At 61.3% G+C, this 19,954-nt stretch carries 18 protein-coding genes, 1 tRNA gene and 2 other annotated features; of the genes, 2 read left to right on the forward strand and 17 right to left on the reverse strand.

From position 1 onward, the window contains the following. Positions 1-9 precede the first annotated feature (9 nt). From glgA to RIN56_14515, 5 genes are all read right to left on the reverse strand, one after another. Positions 10-1,449 carry a glycogen synthase GlgA gene (gene glgA, locus RIN56_14495; GenBank protein MDR7868003.1) on the reverse strand — a complete coding sequence of 480 codons (1,440 nt, stop codon included), beginning with the start codon at positions 1,447-1,449 and terminating at the stop codon, positions 10-12. Further along, positions 1,446-2,570, reverse strand: a complete 1,125-nt coding sequence (glgD, locus tag RIN56_14500) for a glucose-1-phosphate adenylyltransferase subunit GlgD (protein ID MDR7868004.1) — start codon at positions 2,568-2,570, stop codon at positions 1,446-1,448. Before glgD ends, glgA begins: the two co-directional genes overlap by 4 nt. A gap of 34 nt (positions 2,571-2,604) precedes the next feature. Continuing rightward, complete coding sequence (locus tag RIN56_14505; GenBank protein MDR7868005.1) at positions 2,605-3,783, reverse strand: glucose-1-phosphate adenylyltransferase; 1,179 nt, start codon at positions 3,781-3,783, stop codon at positions 2,605-2,607. A 12-nt stretch (positions 3,784-3,795) separates the two neighbouring features. Continuing rightward, positions 3,796-5,697, reverse strand: coding sequence for a 1,4-alpha-glucan branching protein GlgB (gene glgB / locus RIN56_14510; protein MDR7868006.1), 1,902 nt, complete (start codon positions 5,695-5,697; stop codon positions 3,796-3,798). Between the two features lie 289 nt (positions 5,698-5,986). After that, positions 5,987-6,691 carry a hypothetical protein gene (locus RIN56_14515; GenBank protein MDR7868007.1) on the reverse strand — a complete coding sequence of 235 codons (705 nt, stop codon included), beginning with the start codon at positions 6,689-6,691 and terminating at the stop codon, positions 5,987-5,989. 112 nt (positions 6,692-6,803) lie between these two features. Here RIN56_14515 and RIN56_14520 point away from each other — a divergent pair, with 112 nt between their 5' ends. Continuing rightward, entirely contained in the window at positions 6,804-7,499 is a 696-nt protein-coding gene (locus tag RIN56_14520) for a VTT domain-containing protein (protein MDR7868008.1), read from the forward strand. Positions 7,500-7,587: 88 nt separating this feature from the next. Here the strand turns inward: RIN56_14520 and RIN56_14525 are convergent, their stop codons facing one another. Beyond that, the gene (locus RIN56_14525) at positions 7,588-8,490 is read right to left on the reverse strand and encodes a hypothetical protein (protein ID MDR7868009.1); all 903 of its coding nucleotides are present in this window, start codon (positions 8,488-8,490) and stop codon (positions 7,588-7,590) included. 217 nt (positions 8,491-8,707) lie between these two features. Between RIN56_14525 and RIN56_14530 the strand changes: the two genes are divergently transcribed. Continuing rightward, positions 8,708-9,637 (forward strand): hypothetical protein, encoded by a 930-nt coding sequence (locus RIN56_14530; protein MDR7868010.1) that lies wholly within the window; start codon positions 8,708-8,710, stop codon positions 9,635-9,637. Between the two features lie 371 nt (positions 9,638-10,008). On the opposite strand, the gene RIN56_14535 is transcribed toward RIN56_14530, so the two are convergent. From RIN56_14535 to RIN56_14585, 11 genes are all read right to left on the reverse strand, one after another. Next, positions 10,009-11,391 carry an MFS transporter gene (locus RIN56_14535; protein ID MDR7868011.1) on the reverse strand — a complete coding sequence of 461 codons (1,383 nt, stop codon included), beginning with the start codon at positions 11,389-11,391 and terminating at the stop codon, positions 10,009-10,011. Positions 11,392-11,447: 56 nt separating this feature from the next. Then, positions 11,448-12,488, reverse strand: a complete 1,041-nt coding sequence (locus tag RIN56_14540) for a Nif3-like dinuclear metal center hexameric protein (protein MDR7868012.1) — start codon at positions 12,486-12,488, stop codon at positions 11,448-11,450. A 275-nt stretch (positions 12,489-12,763) separates the two neighbouring features. Continuing rightward, a complete protein-coding gene (locus RIN56_14545; GenBank protein MDR7868013.1) occupies positions 12,764-13,132 on the reverse strand; it encodes a Na-translocating system protein MpsC family protein in 369 nt (122 codons plus the stop codon). A gap of 166 nt (positions 13,133-13,298) precedes the next feature. Continuing rightward, positions 13,299-13,514, reverse strand: a complete 216-nt coding sequence (locus RIN56_14550; GenBank protein MDR7868014.1) for a hypothetical protein — start codon at positions 13,512-13,514, stop codon at positions 13,299-13,301. 141 nt (positions 13,515-13,655) lie between these two features. Continuing rightward, a tRNA-Val gene (locus tag RIN56_14555) sits at positions 13,656-13,730 on the reverse strand. Positions 13,731-13,904: 174 nt separating this feature from the next. Further along, the gene (locus tag RIN56_14560) at positions 13,905-14,654 is read right to left on the reverse strand and encodes a DUF169 domain-containing protein (GenBank protein ID MDR7868015.1); all 750 of its coding nucleotides are present in this window, start codon (positions 14,652-14,654) and stop codon (positions 13,905-13,907) included. A 200-nt stretch (positions 14,655-14,854) separates the two neighbouring features. Continuing rightward, entirely contained in the window at positions 14,855-16,153 is a 1,299-nt protein-coding gene (locus RIN56_14565; protein MDR7868016.1) for a phenylacetate--CoA ligase, read from the reverse strand. Next, on the reverse strand, positions 16,150-16,737 hold the full coding sequence (locus RIN56_14570) for an ABC transporter (protein ID MDR7868017.1): 588 nt from the start codon (positions 16,735-16,737) through the stop codon (positions 16,150-16,152). The genes RIN56_14565 and RIN56_14570 overlap by 4 nt, the downstream gene beginning before the upstream one ends. Before the next feature lie 51 nt (positions 16,738-16,788). Beyond that, positions 16,789-17,039 (reverse strand) — a binding site (T-box leader). Positions 17,040-17,186: 147 nt separating this feature from the next. Continuing rightward, the gene (locus RIN56_14575; GenBank protein ID MDR7868018.1) at positions 17,187-17,867 is read right to left on the reverse strand and encodes an energy-coupling factor transporter transmembrane component T; all 681 of its coding nucleotides are present in this window, start codon (positions 17,865-17,867) and stop codon (positions 17,187-17,189) included. Then, positions 17,860-18,684, reverse strand: coding sequence for an ABC transporter ATP-binding protein (locus tag RIN56_14580; GenBank protein ID MDR7868019.1), 825 nt, complete (start codon positions 18,682-18,684; stop codon positions 17,860-17,862). Before RIN56_14580 ends, RIN56_14575 begins: the two co-directional genes overlap by 8 nt. Beyond that, entirely contained in the window at positions 18,677-19,549 is an 873-nt protein-coding gene (locus tag RIN56_14585; GenBank protein MDR7868020.1) for an ABC transporter ATP-binding protein, read from the reverse strand. The genes RIN56_14580 and RIN56_14585 overlap by 8 nt, the downstream gene beginning before the upstream one ends. 44 nt (positions 19,550-19,593) lie before the next feature. Next, positions 19,594-19,850: a binding site (T-box leader), on the reverse strand. Positions 19,851-19,954 lie beyond the last annotated feature (104 nt).

Here is a 19,954-nt window from a genome sequence, read left to right on the forward strand (position 1 = left end):
CGTCGTACGTCAGGTCAGTTTCTCGTAGACTGCCACATATTCGGACGCCGAGCGCTGCCAGCTGAAATCGGAGGCCATCGCGGCCTTGACGATCCGCGGCCACACCTCGCCGTCGCGGTAGAAATCCATGGCGCGGCGGAGGGTATACAGCATATCGCCGGCGTTGGGCTGGGTAAAGCTGAAACCGTTCCCTTCGCCAGTATATTCATTGTACGGCTGAATTGTATCCTTGAGGCCGCCCGTCTCCCGCACCAGCGGCACGCAGCCGTAGCGCAGGGCGATGAGCTGGCCGATACCGCACGGCTCGTGGAGCGACGGCATCAGGAAGAGGTCGGCGGCGGCGTAAATCTTGTGGGCCAGCGCCTCGTCGAAGTAGATGTTGGCGGACAGCTTGCCGGGGTGGCGGTGGCCGGCCACCCGGAACATGCTCTCGTATTTGTCCTCGCCTGTGCCGAGGACGACCACCTGTACATCGGCGGCGAGGATTTCCTCCAGCGCCGCGGCGATGAGATCGAACCCCTTGGCCCATACCAGCCGCGATACGACGGCGATCATCATCGCCTCCGGCCGCACCTCGAGGCCGAGGAACTCCTGCAGCTTGGCCTTGTTGGTCTGCTTGCGGCCGATCGACCGCCGGGTATAAGGCTGATACACGAGCTTGTCGTTGCCGGGGTCGTACACTTCGTAGTCAAGGCCGTTCAAGATGCCGGTTACGTCGGCCTCGCGCTTCTTCAGGACACTGTCAAGCTGCCAGCCGCCTTCGGGGGTGAGGATCTCCCAGGCGTACGTCCGGCTGACTGTCGTCACCGCGTCGGCGAAGACGATTCCCCCCTTGAGATAATTGACCCGGCCGTGGAAATCCAGCCGGTCGGCGGTCATATACTCGCCCTCGTCGAGCGCCAGCAGGTCGCCGAGCACCCCTTTTTCGAACACGCCCTGATATTGGATATTGTGGATGGTGAGCACCGTCCGCAGCTTGTGGTGCGGCGTCACGTTCCGATAATGCGCGTGCAGCAGCACCGGCACCATGGCGGTGTGCCAGTCGTGGCAGTGGAGGATGTCGGGCGCGAAGTCCAGATACGGCAGCACTTCCAGCACCGCCCGGCAGAAGAAGCTGAACCGTTCGGCGTCGTCGAGGAAGCCGTAAAGCCCCTGGCGACGGAAGTAATACTCGTTGTCGATGAAATAGTATACAAGCCCGTTATGTTCCAGCCGCTCGATGCCGCAATAAAGGCGCCGCCAGCCGAGCGTCACCTCGATGTGGCGCACGTGCACCATCTGCTCGACCCACGCGGCCGGGATGTCGCCGTACTTGGGCATGATGATCCGCGCGTCGACGCCCTGCCGCGCCAGTTCCTTGGGCAGCGAGCCGGCGACATCGGCCAGGCCGCCCGTCTTGACGAACGGCACCGCCTCGGCGGCGACGAATAACACTTTTTTAGCCGTCATACTACCATCCCCTTTTCGATAACAAGTACATAATTCTTGTCGCCGATAAGCCGCTTGGCGTTCGAGATCCGCACATCCTTGTCGCAGATGACGTTCTCAAGTACGGCATTGGGGCCGATTTCGCACTTCTGCATGATGATGCAGTTGTTGACGTACGCGCCGCGGTGGATTATGACGCTACGGGACAGCAGGCTATTCTCCACCCGGCCTTCGATGACGCAGCCGTTGGCCACCAGCACATTGCTGACCGCCGCCTGGTCGCGGTAGTTGGCCGGCGGCTCGTCCTTGACCTTTGTGTATACGGGGCCGGACTTGAGGAACAGGTCTTGCCATATTTCGGGGTGCAGCAGGTCCATGTTGGCGCGGAAGTAGGCCTGGACGGAATTGATTTTGGCCATATAGCCAGTAAAAGGAAAACCGAAAATTTTATGCCGGCCGAGGCGTTTGACAATGCCCTCCTTGACGAAGTCGTATTCGCCGTGGGCGATGCAGTCCTCGATAATCTGGAGCAGCAGCGATTTGCGCATGATGAATGTTTCGAGGCAGATGGGGCCTCCCGCGACGCGGCCGGTGGTGACGTGCATGTCGGTGACGCGGCCGTCGCCGTCGACCGTCACCGCTGTGGCCAGCGAATACTGCTTGCCGGGCACGGGCGGTTCATCCTTATATATTATCGTGATGTCGGCCTGCTTCTCCTGGTGGAAGCGGAACGCCTCCCGATAGTCGGTGTTGTAGACGGTATGGCTGCCGGCGACGATTACGTATTCCTGGCTGCTGCGCTGCAGGAAATCGACGTGGCTGTGAAAATGCTCAAGGTCACCCTTGTAGATGCTGTTCGAGTAGTGGATATGGTCGGGCGGCGGCAGGACAAACAGGCCGTCGCGCTTGCGGGCCAGGTCCCATTCCTTGCCTGACCGCAGGTGGTCCATTATCGACCGGGCCTTGTTCTTGACAACGATGCCGACGTTGACGATGCCCGAGTTGACCATGTTGGACAGCGCGAAATCGATAAGCCGGTACCGGCCGCCAAAAGGCACCGCCGCCAGCGGCCGGTGGCGGGTGAGCTCCTTGAGCAATTCCTCGTTCTCGTGGAGGTTGATAAGCCCCAGAACGTTTTTCATCTTCGCCCCTCCTTGCTGCCGCGCCCGCGGCTCCCTATTCTACCACCGCGCCGCGCGGAACGACGGTATCGGCGCTGACGCGGGCCCGCTCGCCGATCACCGTGATCGCCTCGGAAGCGGCATCGCCGACCAGACCGATCTGACAGCCGTCGCCGATGACGGCGTCCTGGCCGACGATCGCCCGCTCAATGACCGTGTTCGCCCCGATCCGGACATCCTGCATTATCACCGAATCCTTGACGACCGCCCCGGGAGCGACGTGGACGCCGGGGAAGAGCACCGCGTTCTCGACCTCGCCGAAAATGCGGCAGCCAACGCTGGCGATTACCCGCCTGACCTTGCCGCCCTCGGCCACGAAATGGGGCGGCTGCGTGGGGTTGATCGAATAGATGCGCCGGCTGGGATCGTAGAGGTCGAGCTCGGGCCGGTCGCTCAGAAGATCCATGTTGGCCTCCCACAGGCTCTCGACCGTGCCGACGTCCCGCCAGTAGCCGTCGAAGGCGTACGCCATCATCTTCCGGCCGCTGCCCAGCATGGCGGGGATGACGTTCTTGCCGAAATCGTGGCTGGAGAATTTGTCTTTTTCGTCCAATTCAAGGTATTTTCTCAAAACCTTCCAGGAGAAAACATATACCCCCATCGAAGCCAGGTTGCTCTTGGGCTGCTTCGGCTTCTCGGCAAACTCGGTAATGCGGCCCTCCTGGTCGGCGCTCATGATGCCGAAGCGGCTGGCCTCCTTCCAGGGCACCTCGATGACGGCGATGGTGGCGTCGGCCTCCGTCTGCTTATGGAAGGCCAGCATGCTGGCATAGTCCATTTTATAGATATGGTCGCCGGACAGTATCACCACGTACTGGGGGCTGAACTGTTCGATAAAGGTGGCGTTCTGGTGGATGGCGTTAGCGGTCCCCTGGTACCATTCGCCGCCCCTGGCCCTCACGAAGGGAGGCAGGATATGCACCCCGCCGGTGTTGCGGTCAAGATCCCACGGGGCGCCGATGCCGATATAGTTATGCAGCTCGAACGGCTGGTACTGGGTAAGGACGCCTACCGTGTCGATGCCGGAATTATGGCAGTTGCTCAGCGTGAAATCGATCAGCCGGTATTTGCCGCCGAAGGGCACCGCCGGTTTGGCCACCGTCTTGGTGAGCACGCCCAGCCGGCTGCCTTGGCCGCCGGCAAGAATCATGGCCACGCATTCCTTGTGCAGCATCTCTTCTCCTCCCTACTCCTCCATAGTCGCTTCCTTCTTGATGTAAACCGTAGCCAGCGGCGGCACAGTCAGAACGACGGAGAATGGCTGGCTGTGCCAGGGCTGCTGCTCGGCGCAAAGCTCGCCGTTCGTCACCCCCGAGCCGCCGAACTCCGCACGGTCGCTGTTCATCACCTCGCGGTAACAGCCGGCCTCCGGTACGCCGATGCGGTAGCCGCGCCGGACAACCGGGGTAAAATTGGTCACCGCCACCGTGCATTCGCCGTCGTCGGCGCGGCGGAGGAAGCTTATCACGCTCTGGCGGCTGTCATGGCAGTCGATCCATTCGAACCCCCGCCAGTTGTCGTCGTTTTGCCACAGGCACCGGTCGTCACGGTAGAAACGGACAAGCTCGCGGGTATAGCCGTGCAGCTTGCCGTGCAGCTCGTAGCCTAAAAGCATCCAGTCGAGGCCGCGGGCCTCGTACCACTCGCTGAACTGACCGAACTCGCCGCCCATGAACAGCAGCTTCTTGCCGGGATGGGCCATGAAATACCCGTAGAAGGCCCGCAGGTTGGCGAACTTCTGCCAGTAGTCGCCCGGCATCTTATCGAGCAGCGACTTCTTGCCGTGCACCACCTCGTCATGCGACAGCGGAAGGAGAAAATTCTCAGAAAAGGCGTACATCATCGAAAAAGTCAGCAGGCGGTGCTCCCACTGGCGGTGCACCGGATCGAGGGAGACGTAGCGGAGCGTGTCGTTCATCCAGCCCATGTTCCATTTGTAGTCGAACCCCAGGCCGCCAAGGTACACCGGCCGCGACACCAGCGGCCAGGACGTCGACTCCTCGGCTATGACCAGCGCCCGTGGGTAATAATAATGGACGACCTCGTTGAGCTTCTTGAGGAAAGCGATGGCGTCGAGGTTCTCCCGGCCGCCGTGCTCGTTGGGCAGCCACTCCCCGCCCTCCTGCCGGCCGTAGTCCAGGTAAATCATGTTGGCCACGGCGTCCACCCGCAGGCCGTCGAGGTGGAAGACATCGAACCAGTACAAAGCGTTCGATATGAGGAAACTCCATACCTCCGGTTTGCCGAAATCGAAGTTGAGCGTGCCCCAGCCAAGGTTCTCGGCTCTGGCCGGCCACCCGCACTCGAACTGCGGACTGCCGTCGAACAGTCTGAGGCCGTGGTCGTCCTTGCAGAAGTGTCCCGGCACCCAGTCGAGGATGACGCCCAGCCCCTTTTGGTGGCAGCGGTCTACAAAGTACTTGAAATCGTCGGGGCTGCCGTAGCGGCTGGTGGGGGCATAGTAGCCCGTCGCCTGGTACCCCCAGGAAGCATCGAGCGGATGCTCGGCGACCGGCAACAACTCTAGATGGGTAAACCCCATATCGACGGCATAATCGCTCAGCTCGTCGGCCAGTTCGCGATAAGAGTAGAAACTGCCGTCCGGTTTGCGCCGCCACGAGCCGAGATGCACCTCGTAGATGGCCAGCGGCTTGTTAACGCCGCCGGTGGTCCGTTCGCCGCCCTGCCACTGGCTATCGCCCCACTGGTAGCCGTCCAGCCCGTGCACCCGCGAAGCGCTCAGCGGCCTCACCTCGGCCCAGAAGGCGTACGGATCGGCTTTTTCGCGCACATCGCCGTCGGCAGACACGATCTGGTATTTGTAAAGCGCCCCGCGACCTAGCCCAGGCACGAACAGCTCCCAGATGCCGGAGGATTTCAGCCGCCTCATCTGGTCGCCCGTCCAGCCGTTGAAGTCGCCGGTCACCCTCACCGACCTCGCGTTCGGCGCCCAGACGGCGAAGCGGACCCCCTTCACGCCCGCCTTCTCCGCCGGCTGCGCACCCAGCATCCGGTAACTGCGGAAATGGCGGCCTTCGTGGAAGAGGTACCGGTCGTAGCCGCTTATTGCCCTCAGATGACTCATCATAATTCCCCGTCTCTTTGTATTTGGCCAACAGGGATAATTTTACCCCAGCGATTCCGAAAAATTTTGCCGAAACACGGCAATCAGCAAAAAGAACCTACCAGGCATTGCTGGAAGGTTCCCTCCTTTTTCTCCGAATCTCGTCAGACACGCCCAAAGTCGGCGGCCAAAGGCATGACGCTTAAACGGGGCTATTCATCTTATCGCCCCGGTATCATCCCGGCGACTGTCGGCGCTGACATATGTACAACTATCTTATTATCTCTATGATACCAGTAGCGCTTCCCACCTGTCAATTAGTGCCATTGCCGGACGGCGTACGGTTTTCTACGCCGGCTTTCTGACGCAGGTAGGCTATCTGCAGCACGGTGGGGATTATCTTGCGGTACGCCGGGCCGGCGAGGTCAACCGAAACGATGACGATCCCCAGGATGATGCCCAACGGGCCCAGCAGCATGTTCAGCCCTCCGGCCACCAGCCCCCCGAGCGCTTCGACGCCGGCCTGGCGGGCCGCAGCCAACGCCACAATGCGGGCGATATTCCACGTTACCAGGTAGCCGATCGTCGGCATGAAATCCACGATCGTGCCTTCGACCAGCAGCCTGCTGATCCGTTCGGTCTCCAGACCCTGCTCGGTGAACAGTTTTTCGATGGGCGCGCGCTCGGCCGGCGACATCTTCTGCCAGGCGCGGGCAAAAATCGCCCCGAGGATTTTCTTCTCGACCGCCTCTTCGTCCTCTTCGGGCGACCATGGCACATGCACCTTATCGGCCACGTTGCGGACGATATCCAGATACTCCGCGTCCCTGCCCAGCAGGTGGGCGATGGTGTTCGAACCGTTGTAGCGAATCCGGGCCACCAGTTCGTCGCACGTTTTTTCGCCGGCAGCCTCGCCAAAGTTATAATCCCGCAATAGGCCGAGATCCGCCGGGTCGCACCGGCTGAAAAGCGCGCACAGCCCCTCCGTGGAACGCCGCAGCATTTCTTTCTCCATCATCGTAACACCTCGCTTGCCGAAAATATTCCCCGCCGTTTGACGAAAAACCTCCTTTCCTCTTATTATGTAAGAAGACCCCGCCGGACGGGGAACAAATTACTGCGAGGACATCATGCTGAAACAATTGTGGCCCTGGGTCGCCATCGCCGCCCTGGCGGCCGCCATCCACCTTGCTCAGCCCGCTTTTTTCCCTCAGGTATTGGAGCTCATTCGCGCGGGCGACGCCCAGGACATTGCCGCCTACCTTCGCTCTTTCGGCTCCTGGACGGTGGCGGTCAGCATCCTGATAAACATCATCATCAACCTCTCCGGCGTCCTCCCCACCGTGCTCATCTCCGGCGCCAACGCCGTCGTCTTCGGCCTCGGCGGCGGCATTGTCGTGTCGTGGGTGGGCGAGTGTCTGGGCACAGTCATCGCCTTCCTCCTGTGGCGCAGCCTTCTCCAGCAGACCGCCCGCCGCATCATCTGCCGCAGCCCGCGCCTTGCGGTCGCCGACGAATTCAGCGGCAAAAACGGTTTCAAGGCCATGCTTGTCGCCCGGCTAATTCCTCTGGCCCCCTCGGGACTCATAACCCTCCTGGGGGCAGTCAGCAGCATGTCCTTCGCCGATATGTTGTGGGCTACCCTAATCGGCAAATTCCCTTCAATCGTCCTTGAGGTGCTGGTCGGCCACCAGCTGGCTTTCGCCCGGGATAACTCACTGCGCCTGTTGCTGCTCCTCCTCATCGTGGCAACCGGCTACGGCTACTTCTGGTGGCGGGGCCGCCGCCGGCAGGGCGGTGACGACGATAAACCCCGTTGCCCGTAAAAGCGGCGTCTTTTGTCTTATTCGCCTGCGCGTCATGCGCAGGCTTTTTTATGCCAAAGGCCTCGCGCCGAGCGAGGCCTTTTTTCCGTCAGCGGCTCTGGATGAGGAACAACCCGGTCGCGGGATGGAACTTGACGATCTTATCGGGGTAGTGCCACGTCTCTTCCCCTGCACTCTGCACGATACTCAGCGGCTCACCCCAGGCCAGCCGTACCTGGTCGGGAACCATGCCGGCCTTAGCCACCCCGTCGTTGATGGCTGCCCAGGTCTGGTCGTCCCAGGCGAAAAGCAGCCGCGGGTCGCTCTCGAACAGCACCGATTCCCACGGTTTGGCGGACGGCCAAAAACCGTGCTGCACGTTCGTCAGGCTGTAGGCGATAGCGATGTAACCTTTGCGTTTGTCGGCGGTCGATACCACCAGCCAGATAGGCTCGTCGGCATCGATGCCGGCGATCACATCCTCCACAGTCAGCGGTTCATTGATCTTCACCCGGATGGTGCCGGGTTCTTCCTGGTAGGCGGGGATGGCCAGCCGCTTCGAAAATACCTCCTTGGCGGCGAACTGCTTCTGCGCCGCCGCCAGGTCGTCGGCCGGCACCAGCTGCGCCACCTGGCCGCCCTGTGCCTTGGCGGTCAGGGACGCGTCACCGCCCTGGATGCGGAATACGACCTCATAGTCGTTGACCAGCGGCCCCTGATCGAAGGCAGGCAGTTTTTTCACCGCCACCACCTCCAGCCGTTTTCCTTCGAGCCAGTCGGCGCGGATATTGCCTCCCGCGGTCAGCAGTTCGGGCCGCGGCGCCGCCAGGGTAAAGGCGTAGCCTTCCGCCTTTTTGCCGCGCTCCAGGGGCAACACGACAAAAACCTTGCCTACCCACTTCTCCAGCGGCTCGGCCGTATCCGGCCCCGGAGCGCCCAATACCGGCCCGGCGCCCAGTCCGGCCAGCAGCAGGGCCAGAAGAGCCACCAGACCCACTCGCCATTTCTTCACACGCGCGACCTCCTTATTTGGAGTATATTACCAGTTATATTGGACGTCTGCGGGCCGATTCCTGCCGCAGTTTTTGTCATCAATTCGCGCCTTTCCGTCATACAATATACCGACAAATGTATCAACAGCCTCGAAGGTTGTCCCCGGCCTCCCGGCGGGCAAAACCTGCGCCGCCGGAGCTGCCGGTCGTCCCAACGGCATGAAAGGAGGGCCCTGTATGAAAAAGCTCCTTGGCCTGGTCGCCGTCGCGCTGTTGCTGTCGTTCGCCACGGTCTCGGTCGCGTGGGCGGGCCCGGCGCAAAATCACGACCAGCACAAACGGCAGGGCAAAGAAGAGCAGCGGAAAACGGCAAAGCAGCCGACCGGCGTCAAGCGCCACAAAGCCCCCGGCAAAGAAAGCGTCAAGGCCCCGCCGGCCCATAACCGCACCCAGATCAAGCAAAACCGCCAAGACCGACACCCCGCAAAAATAAGCGGCCGCACACCCGCGAACCACAGCCGCGACCAAGTAAAACACCATAACCGCCAGCCCCAAGGGCCGGACAGGATCGGCGCCAAAAGGCCCGACGGCAACAACCGCCAGCTAACGCGCAACAACGACCGCCATCCGGCAAAAAACCGCGACAAGATCAACCCGCCCGCAAACCACGGCCGCCACGACATCCACCGCTACCACAGCCGGCTTCAGCACTGGCCTACCGGCGATGAATGGCCCCGCCACTTCCGCGACTGGTCCTGGTTCTCGTCCCACCACGTGCGCAGCCTCGGCGCCTGCTACGCCGACGACCGCCGCGACCGGGCGCTCTACATCCACTTCGAACCGCAGGACAGCGATTACTTCTATCTCCTCGAATCGCGCTACGGCCACCCGGCCTACCGGGAGCGCCACCGCCGCTACGGCCACGACGGCTGGTGCCACTACTGGTTCCGCGGCGATAACGTCATCGCCTTCTTCATCGGCGACAACGGCTACTCCCAGGCATTCGTCTGGCGGCGGGACGAAGTGGAAAACCGCTCACTCGCCTTCGGCATTCTCACCCCCGACCTGCAGATAGTCTACAGCAGCTACGGCGCCGACCTGCCGCCCGACCTGGCCGCCGGCTACACCCGCGAGATCCTGTGGGCGACAGTCGACGACGAATCGTAATACCGAAAAAGCTCCGTGCCGGCGGAGCTTTTTTATCGCCGTAAATTAATAATAAATATTTATAAATAATTATTGTAATTTATTTTATTCTTTGCTATAATTAAGGCGAAGGATGGAGATGGGGCCAAGTGAAGCATTCTTTACCCGCACGAGTCCCCCTCCAGACAAATCCATCTCCCCTTCTTCTACATATCACCCAAAGGAGGTCGCCGCCATGGTCTGGATGATGCTTAGACCCGTCACCCACTGCAAGGAAGGCTGCCAGCAATAGTCCCGGGCACGACGGTAAACGGCCCGCGGGCGGTCTTCAAGCTCGCCATACGATAAAGAGAGGCTCATGCGAGCCTCTCTTTTGACGTTCCTTGCGTGGCCTATTCCGATTTGGTCTGGGTAGCCGCCGGCGCGGGCACCGCGACCATGTCCTTCGCGGTGAGTTCATCGAGCGTCTTGCCGGCCGTTTCCCGCCCGAGGAAGAATATGTTGGCGGCGATGACTGCCAGCACGGCGGTGAACATCATAAACACGGTCGGGATTTTTTCCGGGCCGGTCATTATCCAGCCGACGACGATCGGGGCGATGATGCCGCCCGTCCGGCCGAAAGCCGCGGCCCAGCCCACCCCGGTGGCGCGGGCGTAAGTCGGGTACTGCTCGGCCGAGTAAGCGTGGGTGATGCCCCAGGCGCCGAGGTTGAAGAAGGAGATCATGCAGCCCCAGAAAACTATCTGGGTTACGGATCCGGCGTTGCCGAACATATAGGCGGAAACGGCGGTTACGGCCAGGAAGCTCCCCAGCGTCGCCCGGCGGCCTATCTTGTCTACCAGATAGGCGGCGGCAAAGTAGCCGGGGACCTGGGCCATCGTCATCCACATCATGTATTCGAACGACCGGACCAGCGTGTGGCCGCCCTTGACCAAGAGAGACGGCAGCCAGGTGAACATGCCGTAGTAGGCGAACACGATGCCGAACCACAGTATCCACAGGCAGATGGTGCGGCGGATGAAGGTCGGGCCCCACAGGTCGAAGAAGCTGACCGTCTTGCCGACCTCGACCTTAGAAATCTCCGACGGCTTGGGCGGCTCGCCCACCGGCACGCCCAGCTCGCGCTCGATCTTGGCGACCTGCTCGTGGGCTTCCTGGTAGCGGCCTTTGCTTTCGAGATACAGGGCCGATTCGGGCAAAGTCCTGTAAACATAGACAACCAGGAGCGCCGGCGCCGCGCCGATGATGAACGCCAGCTGCCAGCCGAATTTGGGGATGATGGTGTAGGAAATCAGCGAGGCCACCAGCCAGCCGACCGCCCAGGAACAGTTCTGGAGCACCAGCATCTTGCCGCGGTGTTTGGCGGGGGCGTATTCGCTCATCAGGGCGTTGGCCACCGGCGGCTGTCCGCCGACCCCGAAGCCGACGATAAAGCGGAACAACAGCAGCGATTCGAGATTCCATGAAAAGGCGCACAGCGCGGTGCCCACGCTGTATACCGCCAGCGTCGCGGCGAACATCGCCTTGCGACCGATGCGGTCGGCCAGTGTGCCGGAGCAAATGGCGCCCAGACACATGCCGACGAGGGCGGCGCTGCCGATGTAGCCCATCTGGACCGGGGTAAGGCTCCACGAACCGATCATCTTCGCCAGCACGAAAGCGATCAGCGCGGTATCGAGGGCCTCGAAAGCAATGCCCGATCCGATTAGCACCAGTAATCGCCAGTGGAATGCACCGAGAGGAAGGTTGCTCACACGTTCGGAAATACTTGCCATTACATTCCCTCCTTTTTAATAATGAGTGCAAATACCCGGCCGGATCTGCCGGCCGCTCAGGCCCGGCGCTTCACCTCCTTGGCGTCGTCCGCCGCCCTGTTGACGAGGTACTGCTGGGCGATGTCGCGGGCGTACTCGCGGATTGCCGGCGTTCCGGCCACACTAATCGGTGTCGAGGTGATCCGTTCGCGGAACAGCACAACCTCCACCTCCGGCAGCAGCATCTGCAAAGCGACAGCCATCGGCATGCCGTTCTCCAGAATCTCCATGGCGTGGGAATTGCCGACGATAAAATTCATGCCGAGTTCCTTGGCCTTGGCAATCAGCGGATGATCGCCGTACACGCGGCTGATCGACGCCAGCACGGTGTCCGCCTCCGGGAAGCGGCTTTTGACCTGCTCCAGATGCGCAGGCGTAAACCCCGTGTGGGGGAAAATGTGGATGACCGTGCTCACCTTGCTGTCCCTGTCGCCTAAAAGGATAACGCCGCCGGTGGCCACATTCGTCTCGATTATCCCGTCGCAGCCGCGCGCGACGCGTTCGGCCATCAGCATCCGCTTCTCTTCGTCCATCCCCATGAAATAATCGAGGCGGTCGATCATGTCCCCCAGCGTATTCACCCCTTTGAGCGCCTTGCCGACGAACAGGATATTGCCCGGCACGCCCCCGAAGGCGATATCGGCGTGAAAGACCTGGTGCCCGTGGATGAAGGACAGGCCGGGGTGCAGGCCGTGGAACGCCTCATGCAATTCGAACGCGGCTAAGCCGTACAGGTCGAGGTAAGTGCGCATCGGCACGCCACCGGTGTTAGCGGCCTCGGCCAGCGGGTGATGAGCGACAATTGCATCCACCCCCGTGGCCCCTGCCAATTCGATATTGCACTCCGTCAGTGTCATCGTCACGGCGAGCTTATTGACGGCAGCCTCCGGATTGCCGCATACCAGGCCCGGCGTCTCCAGGCATGCTTTGCCCGGCACATCCGACGATTTGCGGATAACGAACTTGTGCCTACCGCTGTAAATATCCTCCGGGTCTTTCACGCACCGACCGCCGGTGATCTTGTCGAGAGCATCAAGCACATCCCTGACCTTTGCCACCCTCATGCCTCCCTTTTCTTCGTCACCCGCCGGTCGTACCCGCCAAAACAAAAAAGCTACCGCACCGGTAATGATGTTCGCGCAAACGCTGCATTCCGCATGCGCGGCCGCCATTCCGAAAAAGCGGTAGCTTTCGGCTCTCCTAATGGAGCTCCTACGACCAGACCGGGTCTATCGATTTGTCTGTTGCCGCTCATCGTTGATGAGCTTATTTTTCATTATTCGCCTTTTGGGGGAATATTCCTTTTATTAAACAGAATAATTTTAATATTTTTTTAACGGGCCACTTCCTGATGCTTGCGCATAAACGACTCTTCCACGATTATCACCGTCACTGCAAGCTCCTGGTCGGGGTCGTAATCCTTCATCACGCTAAGCACCGGCATCTTCAGTTGCTCGGTCAGCGCCACCCGCAGCCGCCGCTTGAACTCGTCGAGAATGGCCACGTCGGTGTTGCGGGTTGTCATGCGCTCCAGCTTGTCCAGCGCAGCAAGGGCCGGGACGCGCTTATGGTCGGCGGTTATGATGATTTTGTCCTCCGAAACCAGCACCCGCTGCTTTCTCAGGCCGGTACCGAATATGCTGATATTGACATTGTTGTTTACCCGCATAATCTCCTGCCTCAGATCTATCCCAACCGACATCCCGGAGCCACTCCCCTCCGCACCATAAACTGTCACCTAATATATACTCCCTGCTTGCGATAAGTCCTGCCGCGCCCGGCAAAGAGATTGCGGCGCCCAAGAGTAAAATAATAAAAGCCGCACTGAAAACAGTGTGGCTTCATTGCCGGCGCGGTCGTTTTCGTTATTATTCTGCACCGCGCAATATTTTCCTGCCGAATTGCTCCAGAATCTTTTCCGCCCAGTAATCCGGCCCTTTATACGACAGGAAATTCTGCTTGCCGACAGCCAGCGCCCCAAGCTGAGACTCTTCCACCATTGCCGCCGCCTCCGCCAGCGGAATACCCGCCCGACAGGCCAGCGCCTCGACGACATATCTTCTGAAAACGCTACGGTGATTCAACAAAACCGCCCCCCATTTTAAACTACAGGGGCAGTATATGCGCCCCGCAGCCGAAAAAGACCGGCGGAAAATTCCTGATATTCCAAAGCTGGCGCGAGACACAAAAAACCTTCGCAGAAATACTGCGAAGGTTTTGTTTCCTGGTGGGGCATGCTGGTTTCGAACCAGCGGCCTCTTGAATGTGAATCAAGCGCTCTCCCGCTGAGCTAATGCCCCAAAAGACAAGCATTGGTAGCCTGTGCTGATAGTACTTTGCCGATACTATTGAGAAGGAAGAACACCTGGCAATCAAGCGTTCTACACCTGATAGTATACCCCTTAGAGGGGTGGTTAATCAAGTATATATTTTTTTCTTGTCCTGGCTATCAGTGGAAATTACATTTTGATCGTCTACTTTTCCAGTTCCCGCCTCACTTCTGCGGCGATTCTTTTCATCCTGGCCGCGTGCTCTTCCGGGGTGGAACGGTACTGCGGCAGCTCCCACTCCATTGTGTTGAGGCTGTCCACAAGGCCGGGAAGCACGTCAAAGGGGAGCGACAACAGCAGCAGCCCTTCCGGGAACAGGTTCCGCGCCTTCATGCCGTGGTGCAGTCCGGTGACCATCATGTTTACTTCGCCGTGAATATAAGGGTGCATATATAGCCACGCGCACCCTGCCACCGTCGTCCCCCTGGCGTTCCACCCCGCCCCGGTCTTATAGCCCGCAGCCCTCAGCACGATCTCCGCCTGGCTGGGTCTGGCGGTAACGATCAGCAGGTCGGGGTCAAAGGACAGACGGGGCAGCGGAGCGAAAGCTACATAGTTGACACTGCCCTCCGCCAGCCGCGACATCTTATCGTAAATTCTTCTGTTTGCCCTGGCATCCTCGTATACTCCCAGCTTAGGGCCGATCATCCCGCTTTCAAAAACCGGATCGGGTTTATCCATGCCCAGGAGTATCGGTCCCACCTTGCACTCGTGCTCGTCCTTTGTCGTATAGAAGGCGCCCCCGTCCTGCGCCTCTCTCAGCATCTGACAAAAGGCCGCCTTTTTATTGAGCCGCTCCAGCCCGTCCGGCTTTGCCAAAAGAAATTTCACGCCAACCGGCTGATAATCGAAATTGAACCGCCCGAAAACAGATAAGTCGCACCGTGTTTTCATCTGACCCTCCCGCGCTATATGTCGCCGGCAGCCGGCAAAATCACTAAGGCAACGGCATTCACCGGATATTTCTCCGCCGGCGGGAACTCCTCCTCCACGAAATACTCACAGCCAAACAAAAAGGCCTCGTGCTTTTCGACACAAGGCCACAAAACTAATATTCCCCTCTTTGCGGTTGCCCCCGAAGGAGAGGCGGGCCTTTACATGGCACGCTTGTCGATGACCCGCTTGGCCTTGCCCTCGCTCCTCTCGATCGTCTTCGGCGGCACCAGCCGCACCAGCGGGCTGAGGCCGGTCGCCGCCTTCATCCGCTCCTGGACCTTGTGCTCGGCGGCGCGCACCGCTTCGGGCGGGCCGTCGACCAGGCCGTTGGCCTTCTCGACCAGCACGGTGAGCTTGTCGAGGCTGCCCTCCCGCTCGACCAGCAGCTGGTAATGGGGCGCTGTCTCGCCAAGGCTTAGCAGCACATCCTCGACCTGCGAGGGAAATACATTCACGCCGCGGATGATGAGCATGTCGTCGCTCCGCCCGAGCACCCGGTCCATGCGGGTCTGGGTCCGGCCGCAGGCGCACTGCTCCCGCCGGAGAGCGGACAGGTCGCGGGTGCGGTAGCGGATCATCGGCATGCCTTCCTTGGTCAGGGTGGTGATGACCACCTCGCCCTTCGCCCCTTCAGGCAGCACTTCGCCGCTTTCCGGGTCGATGATCTCGGTATAAAAATGATCCTCCTGGATGTGGAGGCCGTCGTGGGCGGAACACTCGCACGCCACCCCCGGCCCGATTATCTCGCTCAGGCCATAGACATCGAACGCCTTGACGCCGTATGTTTCCTCGACCTGGTCGTGCATGCGGTCGGACCACGTCTCCGCCCCGCAGAAAATCGACTGCAGCGCGGTATCTTCGGGCTTGACGCCCATCTCCCGCATCGTCTCGGCAAGGTGCAGAGAATACGAAGGCGTGATTATCATCGCCGTTGTGCCGAAATCTTTCATCAGCATGACCTGGCGGGCCGTATTGCCGCCCGAGATCGGCACGACCGAGGCGCCCACAAGCTCGGCGGCGTAATGGAAGCCGAGGCCGCCGGTGAACAGCCCGTAATTGACCGCCACCTGGAAAACCGAACTGTCCGTCAGCCCGCCGGCCACCAGCGTCCGCGCCAGCACCTCGGCCCATACCCCAAGATCGTGGCGGGTATAGGCGACAACGGTCGGCCGACCGGTGGTGCCGCTGGAGCAGTGTACCCTGACGATCTGCTTCATCGGCACGGCCAGCATCCCGTAAGGGTAAGCGTCGCGCATATCCTGCTTGGTCGTGAAAGGCAGCTTGCCGATATCGGCCAGGGTACGGATATCTTCCGGCTCGACCCCTTTAGCCGCCATCTTGGCCCGGTAGGACGGTACATTATGATAAGTCCGCTCGACAACCTCGCGCAGACGGGTTAGCTGCAGTTCCTCGATCTGCGAGCGGCTGCCCTGCTCCATCGTATAGTTCCAGATCATGCTTTCTCCTCCTCTGCGGCAACATCCGCCGGTTTGCCGGCAAAAAGCTTCACAGCCGGGAAATAGAGCACCTGGGCGACGACGCAGTTCACCGCCCCCACCGTCAGCACCACCGGCAGCATGCCGTAGAGATAAACCTGCATCGGGATGTTCATCACGAACTTAGTGAGGGTGATGAAGACAAAGCCGCTGACAAGGGTACCGATGAAGGTGCTGACCGCCGGCTGGAGGGTCAGGCCGAATATCTTCAGCCGCCCGGTGAGACCGGCCACAAGGGCGCAGGCCACCGCGCCGACCGGCTCGCTGATGAGGTTCGCGTAAGGGAAGATCGCCTTGGAGGTCGCCATGCAGACCACGCCGGCCACCAAGCCGATGCCCGCCGACTGTTTCAGGCCGGGCCGCACGATGAGGATGGCCAGACAGTACATGGCGATCAGCCAGTTGGGGGTGATGCCCGCTATGCTCGGGCTGACAAGCCGCAAAATAACGCCGATGGCCAACAACAGGGCAGTAACCGCCACCCCTCTGGTATTGCTCCCGGTCTTCGCCACGCGGATGAGTTCCTGATTGTCTCTGTTTTCCATTTTTATTCTCCTCCCGTTATTTAAAAGTGCATATAAAAAGACCCGTCCCCAGCCAGGGACGGGTCTTTTGCCCGTGGTGCCACCCAAGTTAGCCGCAACGCGGCTCACTCTTCCGGATGAGGGCGCTGCGCGCCGCCATCCGTTTCCCGTTAACGGGGGAATCCGACGGCTCCTACCCCGCTCGCGCGGCTCGGGCCGTGTCTCCCGGGTCCATTCGCCATGCCGAGCGGTGCCAACCTCACACCATCGTTGGCTCGCTGAGACTCTCTTGCATGGGTACTATTCCCGTTCCTCGACTTCTCATATTCCCGGTTGCCTACTAAGGCCAGCTACGGCGTTGCTCCTCGTCTGCGCGCTCGACGTACGTCCGAGTACGCCAGCGCGGCGCAGACTGCGGTGCGCCTTGTATCTGGCTCTTATTAGGCAACCTTCAGCGTATTCTATGAACCTTACCGATAAAACCTCATCGCCACGACCGCCGCCGTGCCGGCCGCCAGCGCGGTCAGCGCCAGGTAGTCGCGGGCGCCGAACGCGATGCTGGTGCCGTAGCTCCCGGCCCGGCTGGCGCCGAACCCCCTGAGCTCCAGGCTCATGGCCATCGTCTCCGAGCGGGCCACCGACCGCAGCACCAGCGGCTGAACGATCGTCAGGTAATTTTTCATGCGCCGCACGATGCTTCCCCTGTTGGAGTAGCCCCGGCAGGCCTGGGCTTCCTGCACCGCCTTGATCTCGGCGAGCAGGTCGGGGATGAACCGCAGCGAAGCCGTCACCATAAAGGCGTATTCGTACGGAATGCTCAGTTGCCGCACCAGCGAGGCGGTGAGGTCCTGGATGCGGGTGGTGGCCATCAGAAGGATGAACAGGCCGGTCATCATCGCCATGCGCATGCCGACCACCGCCGAAAACTCCGCCTCCGCCCCCAGCGCGAACTGCATGGCCGCCAGCGCCGCGGCGAAGATGCCCAGGCTGCCCAGAGCCTTGTAGGTGCCGGCCGGCGTCTTTGATAAGGCGAACAGCGTCACCAGCGCGGTCGTCAGCAGCGCCAGGGCGGCCGCCGAGTCGAGAAGCATCGCCCACAGCGACACGAGAAAAACCATCGCTATTTTCGTCAGGGGCGCCGTCTTACGCATACAGTCTCCTCCTCGCCACACAAATTTCGCCGCTCAGTTCCTCCGGCACGATCGGCCCCGGCGCCACGCCGCAATCCCGAAGGCCCCTGGCCACCTTCGCCGCCGTCGGCTCGCGGAGACCCCAGGCCCCCACGTCGGCGTCGCCGGCGAACAGTTCACGCACGCCGCCGTCGAACACCACCCGGCCGGCGGTCATCACCACCGCCCGCCGCGCGTAGCGGGCCAGCAGCTCCATATCGTGCGTCACCAGCAGTATCGCCATACCCTTGGCGTTCAGCCCGGCCAGCAGCTCCATCAGCGCCGCCTTCTCGCGGGCGTCCTGGCCGCTGGTCGGCTCGTCGAGGATCAGCAGGCGGGGCGACAGGGCCAGGGCCGAAGCGATCGCCAGGCGCTGCTTCTGCCCCTTGGACAGCGTCCGCGGGTAAGCGGCGGCCAAAGCGCCGAGGCCGGTGGCCTCCAGGGCCGAGGCAACCGCGTCCCGGACCGCGTCGGCGGCGAAACCGAGCTGTTCGGGGCCGTAAGCCGCTTCTTCGGCCACCGAATCGCGGAATATCTGCCTGTCAGGGTTCTGGAACACATAGCCCACCTGGCGGGCGATGGCCGCCGTCGCTGTCCCGGCTGTCGCGCGGCCATCCAGCGCTATCCTGCCCGATGTCGGCCGCAGCAGCCCCATCACCAGGCGGGTCAGGGTCGTTTTGCCGCTGCCGTTGCGGCCGGCGATGGCCACGAATTCGCCGTCGCCCACCGTCAGGCTTACATCGCTGACAGCATACTGGCCAGGTTTATAGCAGTAACTCACATTTTCGATTTCAAGCACTTTTCGTATCCTCCCGGCGACGGGCGCCGATAAAAGCGCCCAGTTCCTCGACCGCCTCGCCCTCGTGCCGCCAGGGGGCGAACCCGGCCTCAAGCCGCTCCTCCAGGCCAAATTTGAGCTGCCACAGCGGCGGCACCATCGCCGCCAGCTCTCCCCTGCGGGCAAGCGCCGGCAGCACCTCCTCCGGCCGCCCCTGGCAGGCCACCCGTCCGCCGGCCAGCACCACCAAGTTATCGGCATAGGCCAGCACCCGGGCCAGGTCGTGCTCCACCACCAGCAGCGTCATACCGTACTCGCTGTTAAGCCCGGCCAGCAGGGCGTAAAGCTCCTCCGCCCCCTCCGGATCGAGGGCCGAGGCCGGCTCGTCAAGCACGAGAATCTCCGGGCGGGTCGCCAGCACCGAGGCGATCGCCAGCCGCTGCTTCTGCCCGCCTGACAGCGAACCGACCTCCCGGTCCTCCAGCCCCGCCAGCCCTACCTGGGCCAGCACCTCGCCGATCCGGCGGGATATCCTGTCGTGCTCGACGCCGCGATTCTCCAGAGCAAAAGCGACCTCCTCGGCCACCGTCATCGTCACCAACTGGCTCTCGTAGTCCTCCAGCACCGTGCCCACATGGGCGGCAAGTTCCCCCATGCTGCTGCCGGCGGTAGCCACCCCGGCCACTCTTACGCCGCCCGCCATGCTGCCTCCGAAATAATGGGGTACAACGCCGCACGCCGCCAGACACAGCGTCGTCTTGCCGGCGCCGCTCGGTCCGGCCACCACGGTGAACGAGCCGCGGGCCACGGTAAGGCCGACGCCGTCCAGCGCCTTCACGGCGCCGTCGTATGCATAACTGAAATTATCGAACACAATCGCCGCCATCGCCAAACCTCCCCACGAAAATATAAAAACCCCACGTCCCGGTGTGAAGGGACGAGGGGTTAACCCGCGGTGCCACCCTAATTGGCCGCCTGAGCGGCCCAGCTTTACATGGTACGGGAGTCAGACTCCGATACCCGCTTCCCGTTAACGGAGGAAGACTCCGACGGCGCCTACCCCGCGTGTGCGGCTCGGACCGTATCTCCCAGGCCCATTCGACATGTCGAGCAGTGCCAAACTCCCACTACCGTTGGCTCGCTGTAACCCTCTTGCCATGTGTACTCTTCCTGGTCATCGATGTTAATATATGTATTTTGGTATGAGTATAGCAGACCGGACGCGCCCTTGTCAACACATTTTCCCCCGCCCGCCGCTAATACGCCGGACGGGTATCGGGCACACTACCCA

Source organism: Sporomusaceae bacterium, assembly GCA_031460455.1.
GTDB lineage: Bacteria > Bacillota > Negativicutes > Sporomusales > UBA7701 > Anaeroselena.

Excerpts from the sequence above, each read along its gene's own strand:
- RIN56_14585 (MDR7868020.1), bottom strand. The coding sequence starts at position 19,549 with ATGGCGGCGATTGTGTTCGATAATTTCAGTTATGCATACGACGGCGCC.
- RIN56_14570 (MDR7868017.1), bottom strand. The coding sequence starts at position 16,737 with ATGGAAAACAGAGACAATCAGGAACTCATCCGCGTGGCGAAGACCGGG.
- glgB (MDR7868006.1), bottom strand. The coding sequence starts at position 5,697 with ATGATGAGTCATCTGAGGGCAATAAGCGGCTACGACCGGTACCTCTTC.
- RIN56_14515 (MDR7868007.1), bottom strand. The coding sequence starts at position 6,691 with ATGATGGAGAAAGAAATGCTGCGGCGTTCCACGGAGGGGCTGTGCGCG.
- RIN56_14535 (MDR7868011.1), bottom strand. The coding sequence starts at position 11,391 with ATGGCAAGTATTTCCGAACGTGTGAGCAACCTTCCTCTCGGTGCATTC.
- glgA (MDR7868003.1), bottom strand. The coding sequence starts at position 1,449 with ATGACGGCTAAAAAAGTGTTATTCGTCGCCGCCGAGGCGGTGCCGTTC.
- RIN56_14530 (MDR7868010.1), top strand. The coding sequence starts at position 8,708 with ATGAAAAAGCTCCTTGGCCTGGTCGCCGTCGCGCTGTTGCTGTCGTTC.
- RIN56_14545 (MDR7868013.1), bottom strand. The coding sequence starts at position 13,132 with ATGTCGGTTGGGATAGATCTGAGGCAGGAGATTATGCGGGTAAACAAC.
- RIN56_14505 (MDR7868005.1), bottom strand. The coding sequence starts at position 3,783 with ATGCTGCACAAGGAATGCGTGGCCATGATTCTTGCCGGCGGCCAAGGC.
- RIN56_14575 (MDR7868018.1), bottom strand. The coding sequence starts at position 17,867 with ATGCGTAAGACGGCGCCCCTGACGAAAATAGCGATGGTTTTTCTCGTG.
- glgD (MDR7868004.1), bottom strand. The coding sequence starts at position 2,570 with ATGAAAAACGTTCTGGGGCTTATCAACCTCCACGAGAACGAGGAATTG.
- RIN56_14565 (MDR7868016.1), bottom strand. The coding sequence starts at position 16,153 with ATGATCTGGAACTATACGATGGAGCAGGGCAGCCGCTCGCAGATCGAG.
- RIN56_14560 (MDR7868015.1), bottom strand. The coding sequence starts at position 14,654 with ATGAAAACACGGTGCGACTTATCTGTTTTCGGGCGGTTCAATTTCGAT.
- RIN56_14520 (MDR7868008.1), top strand. The coding sequence starts at position 6,804 with ATGCTGAAACAATTGTGGCCCTGGGTCGCCATCGCCGCCCTGGCGGCC.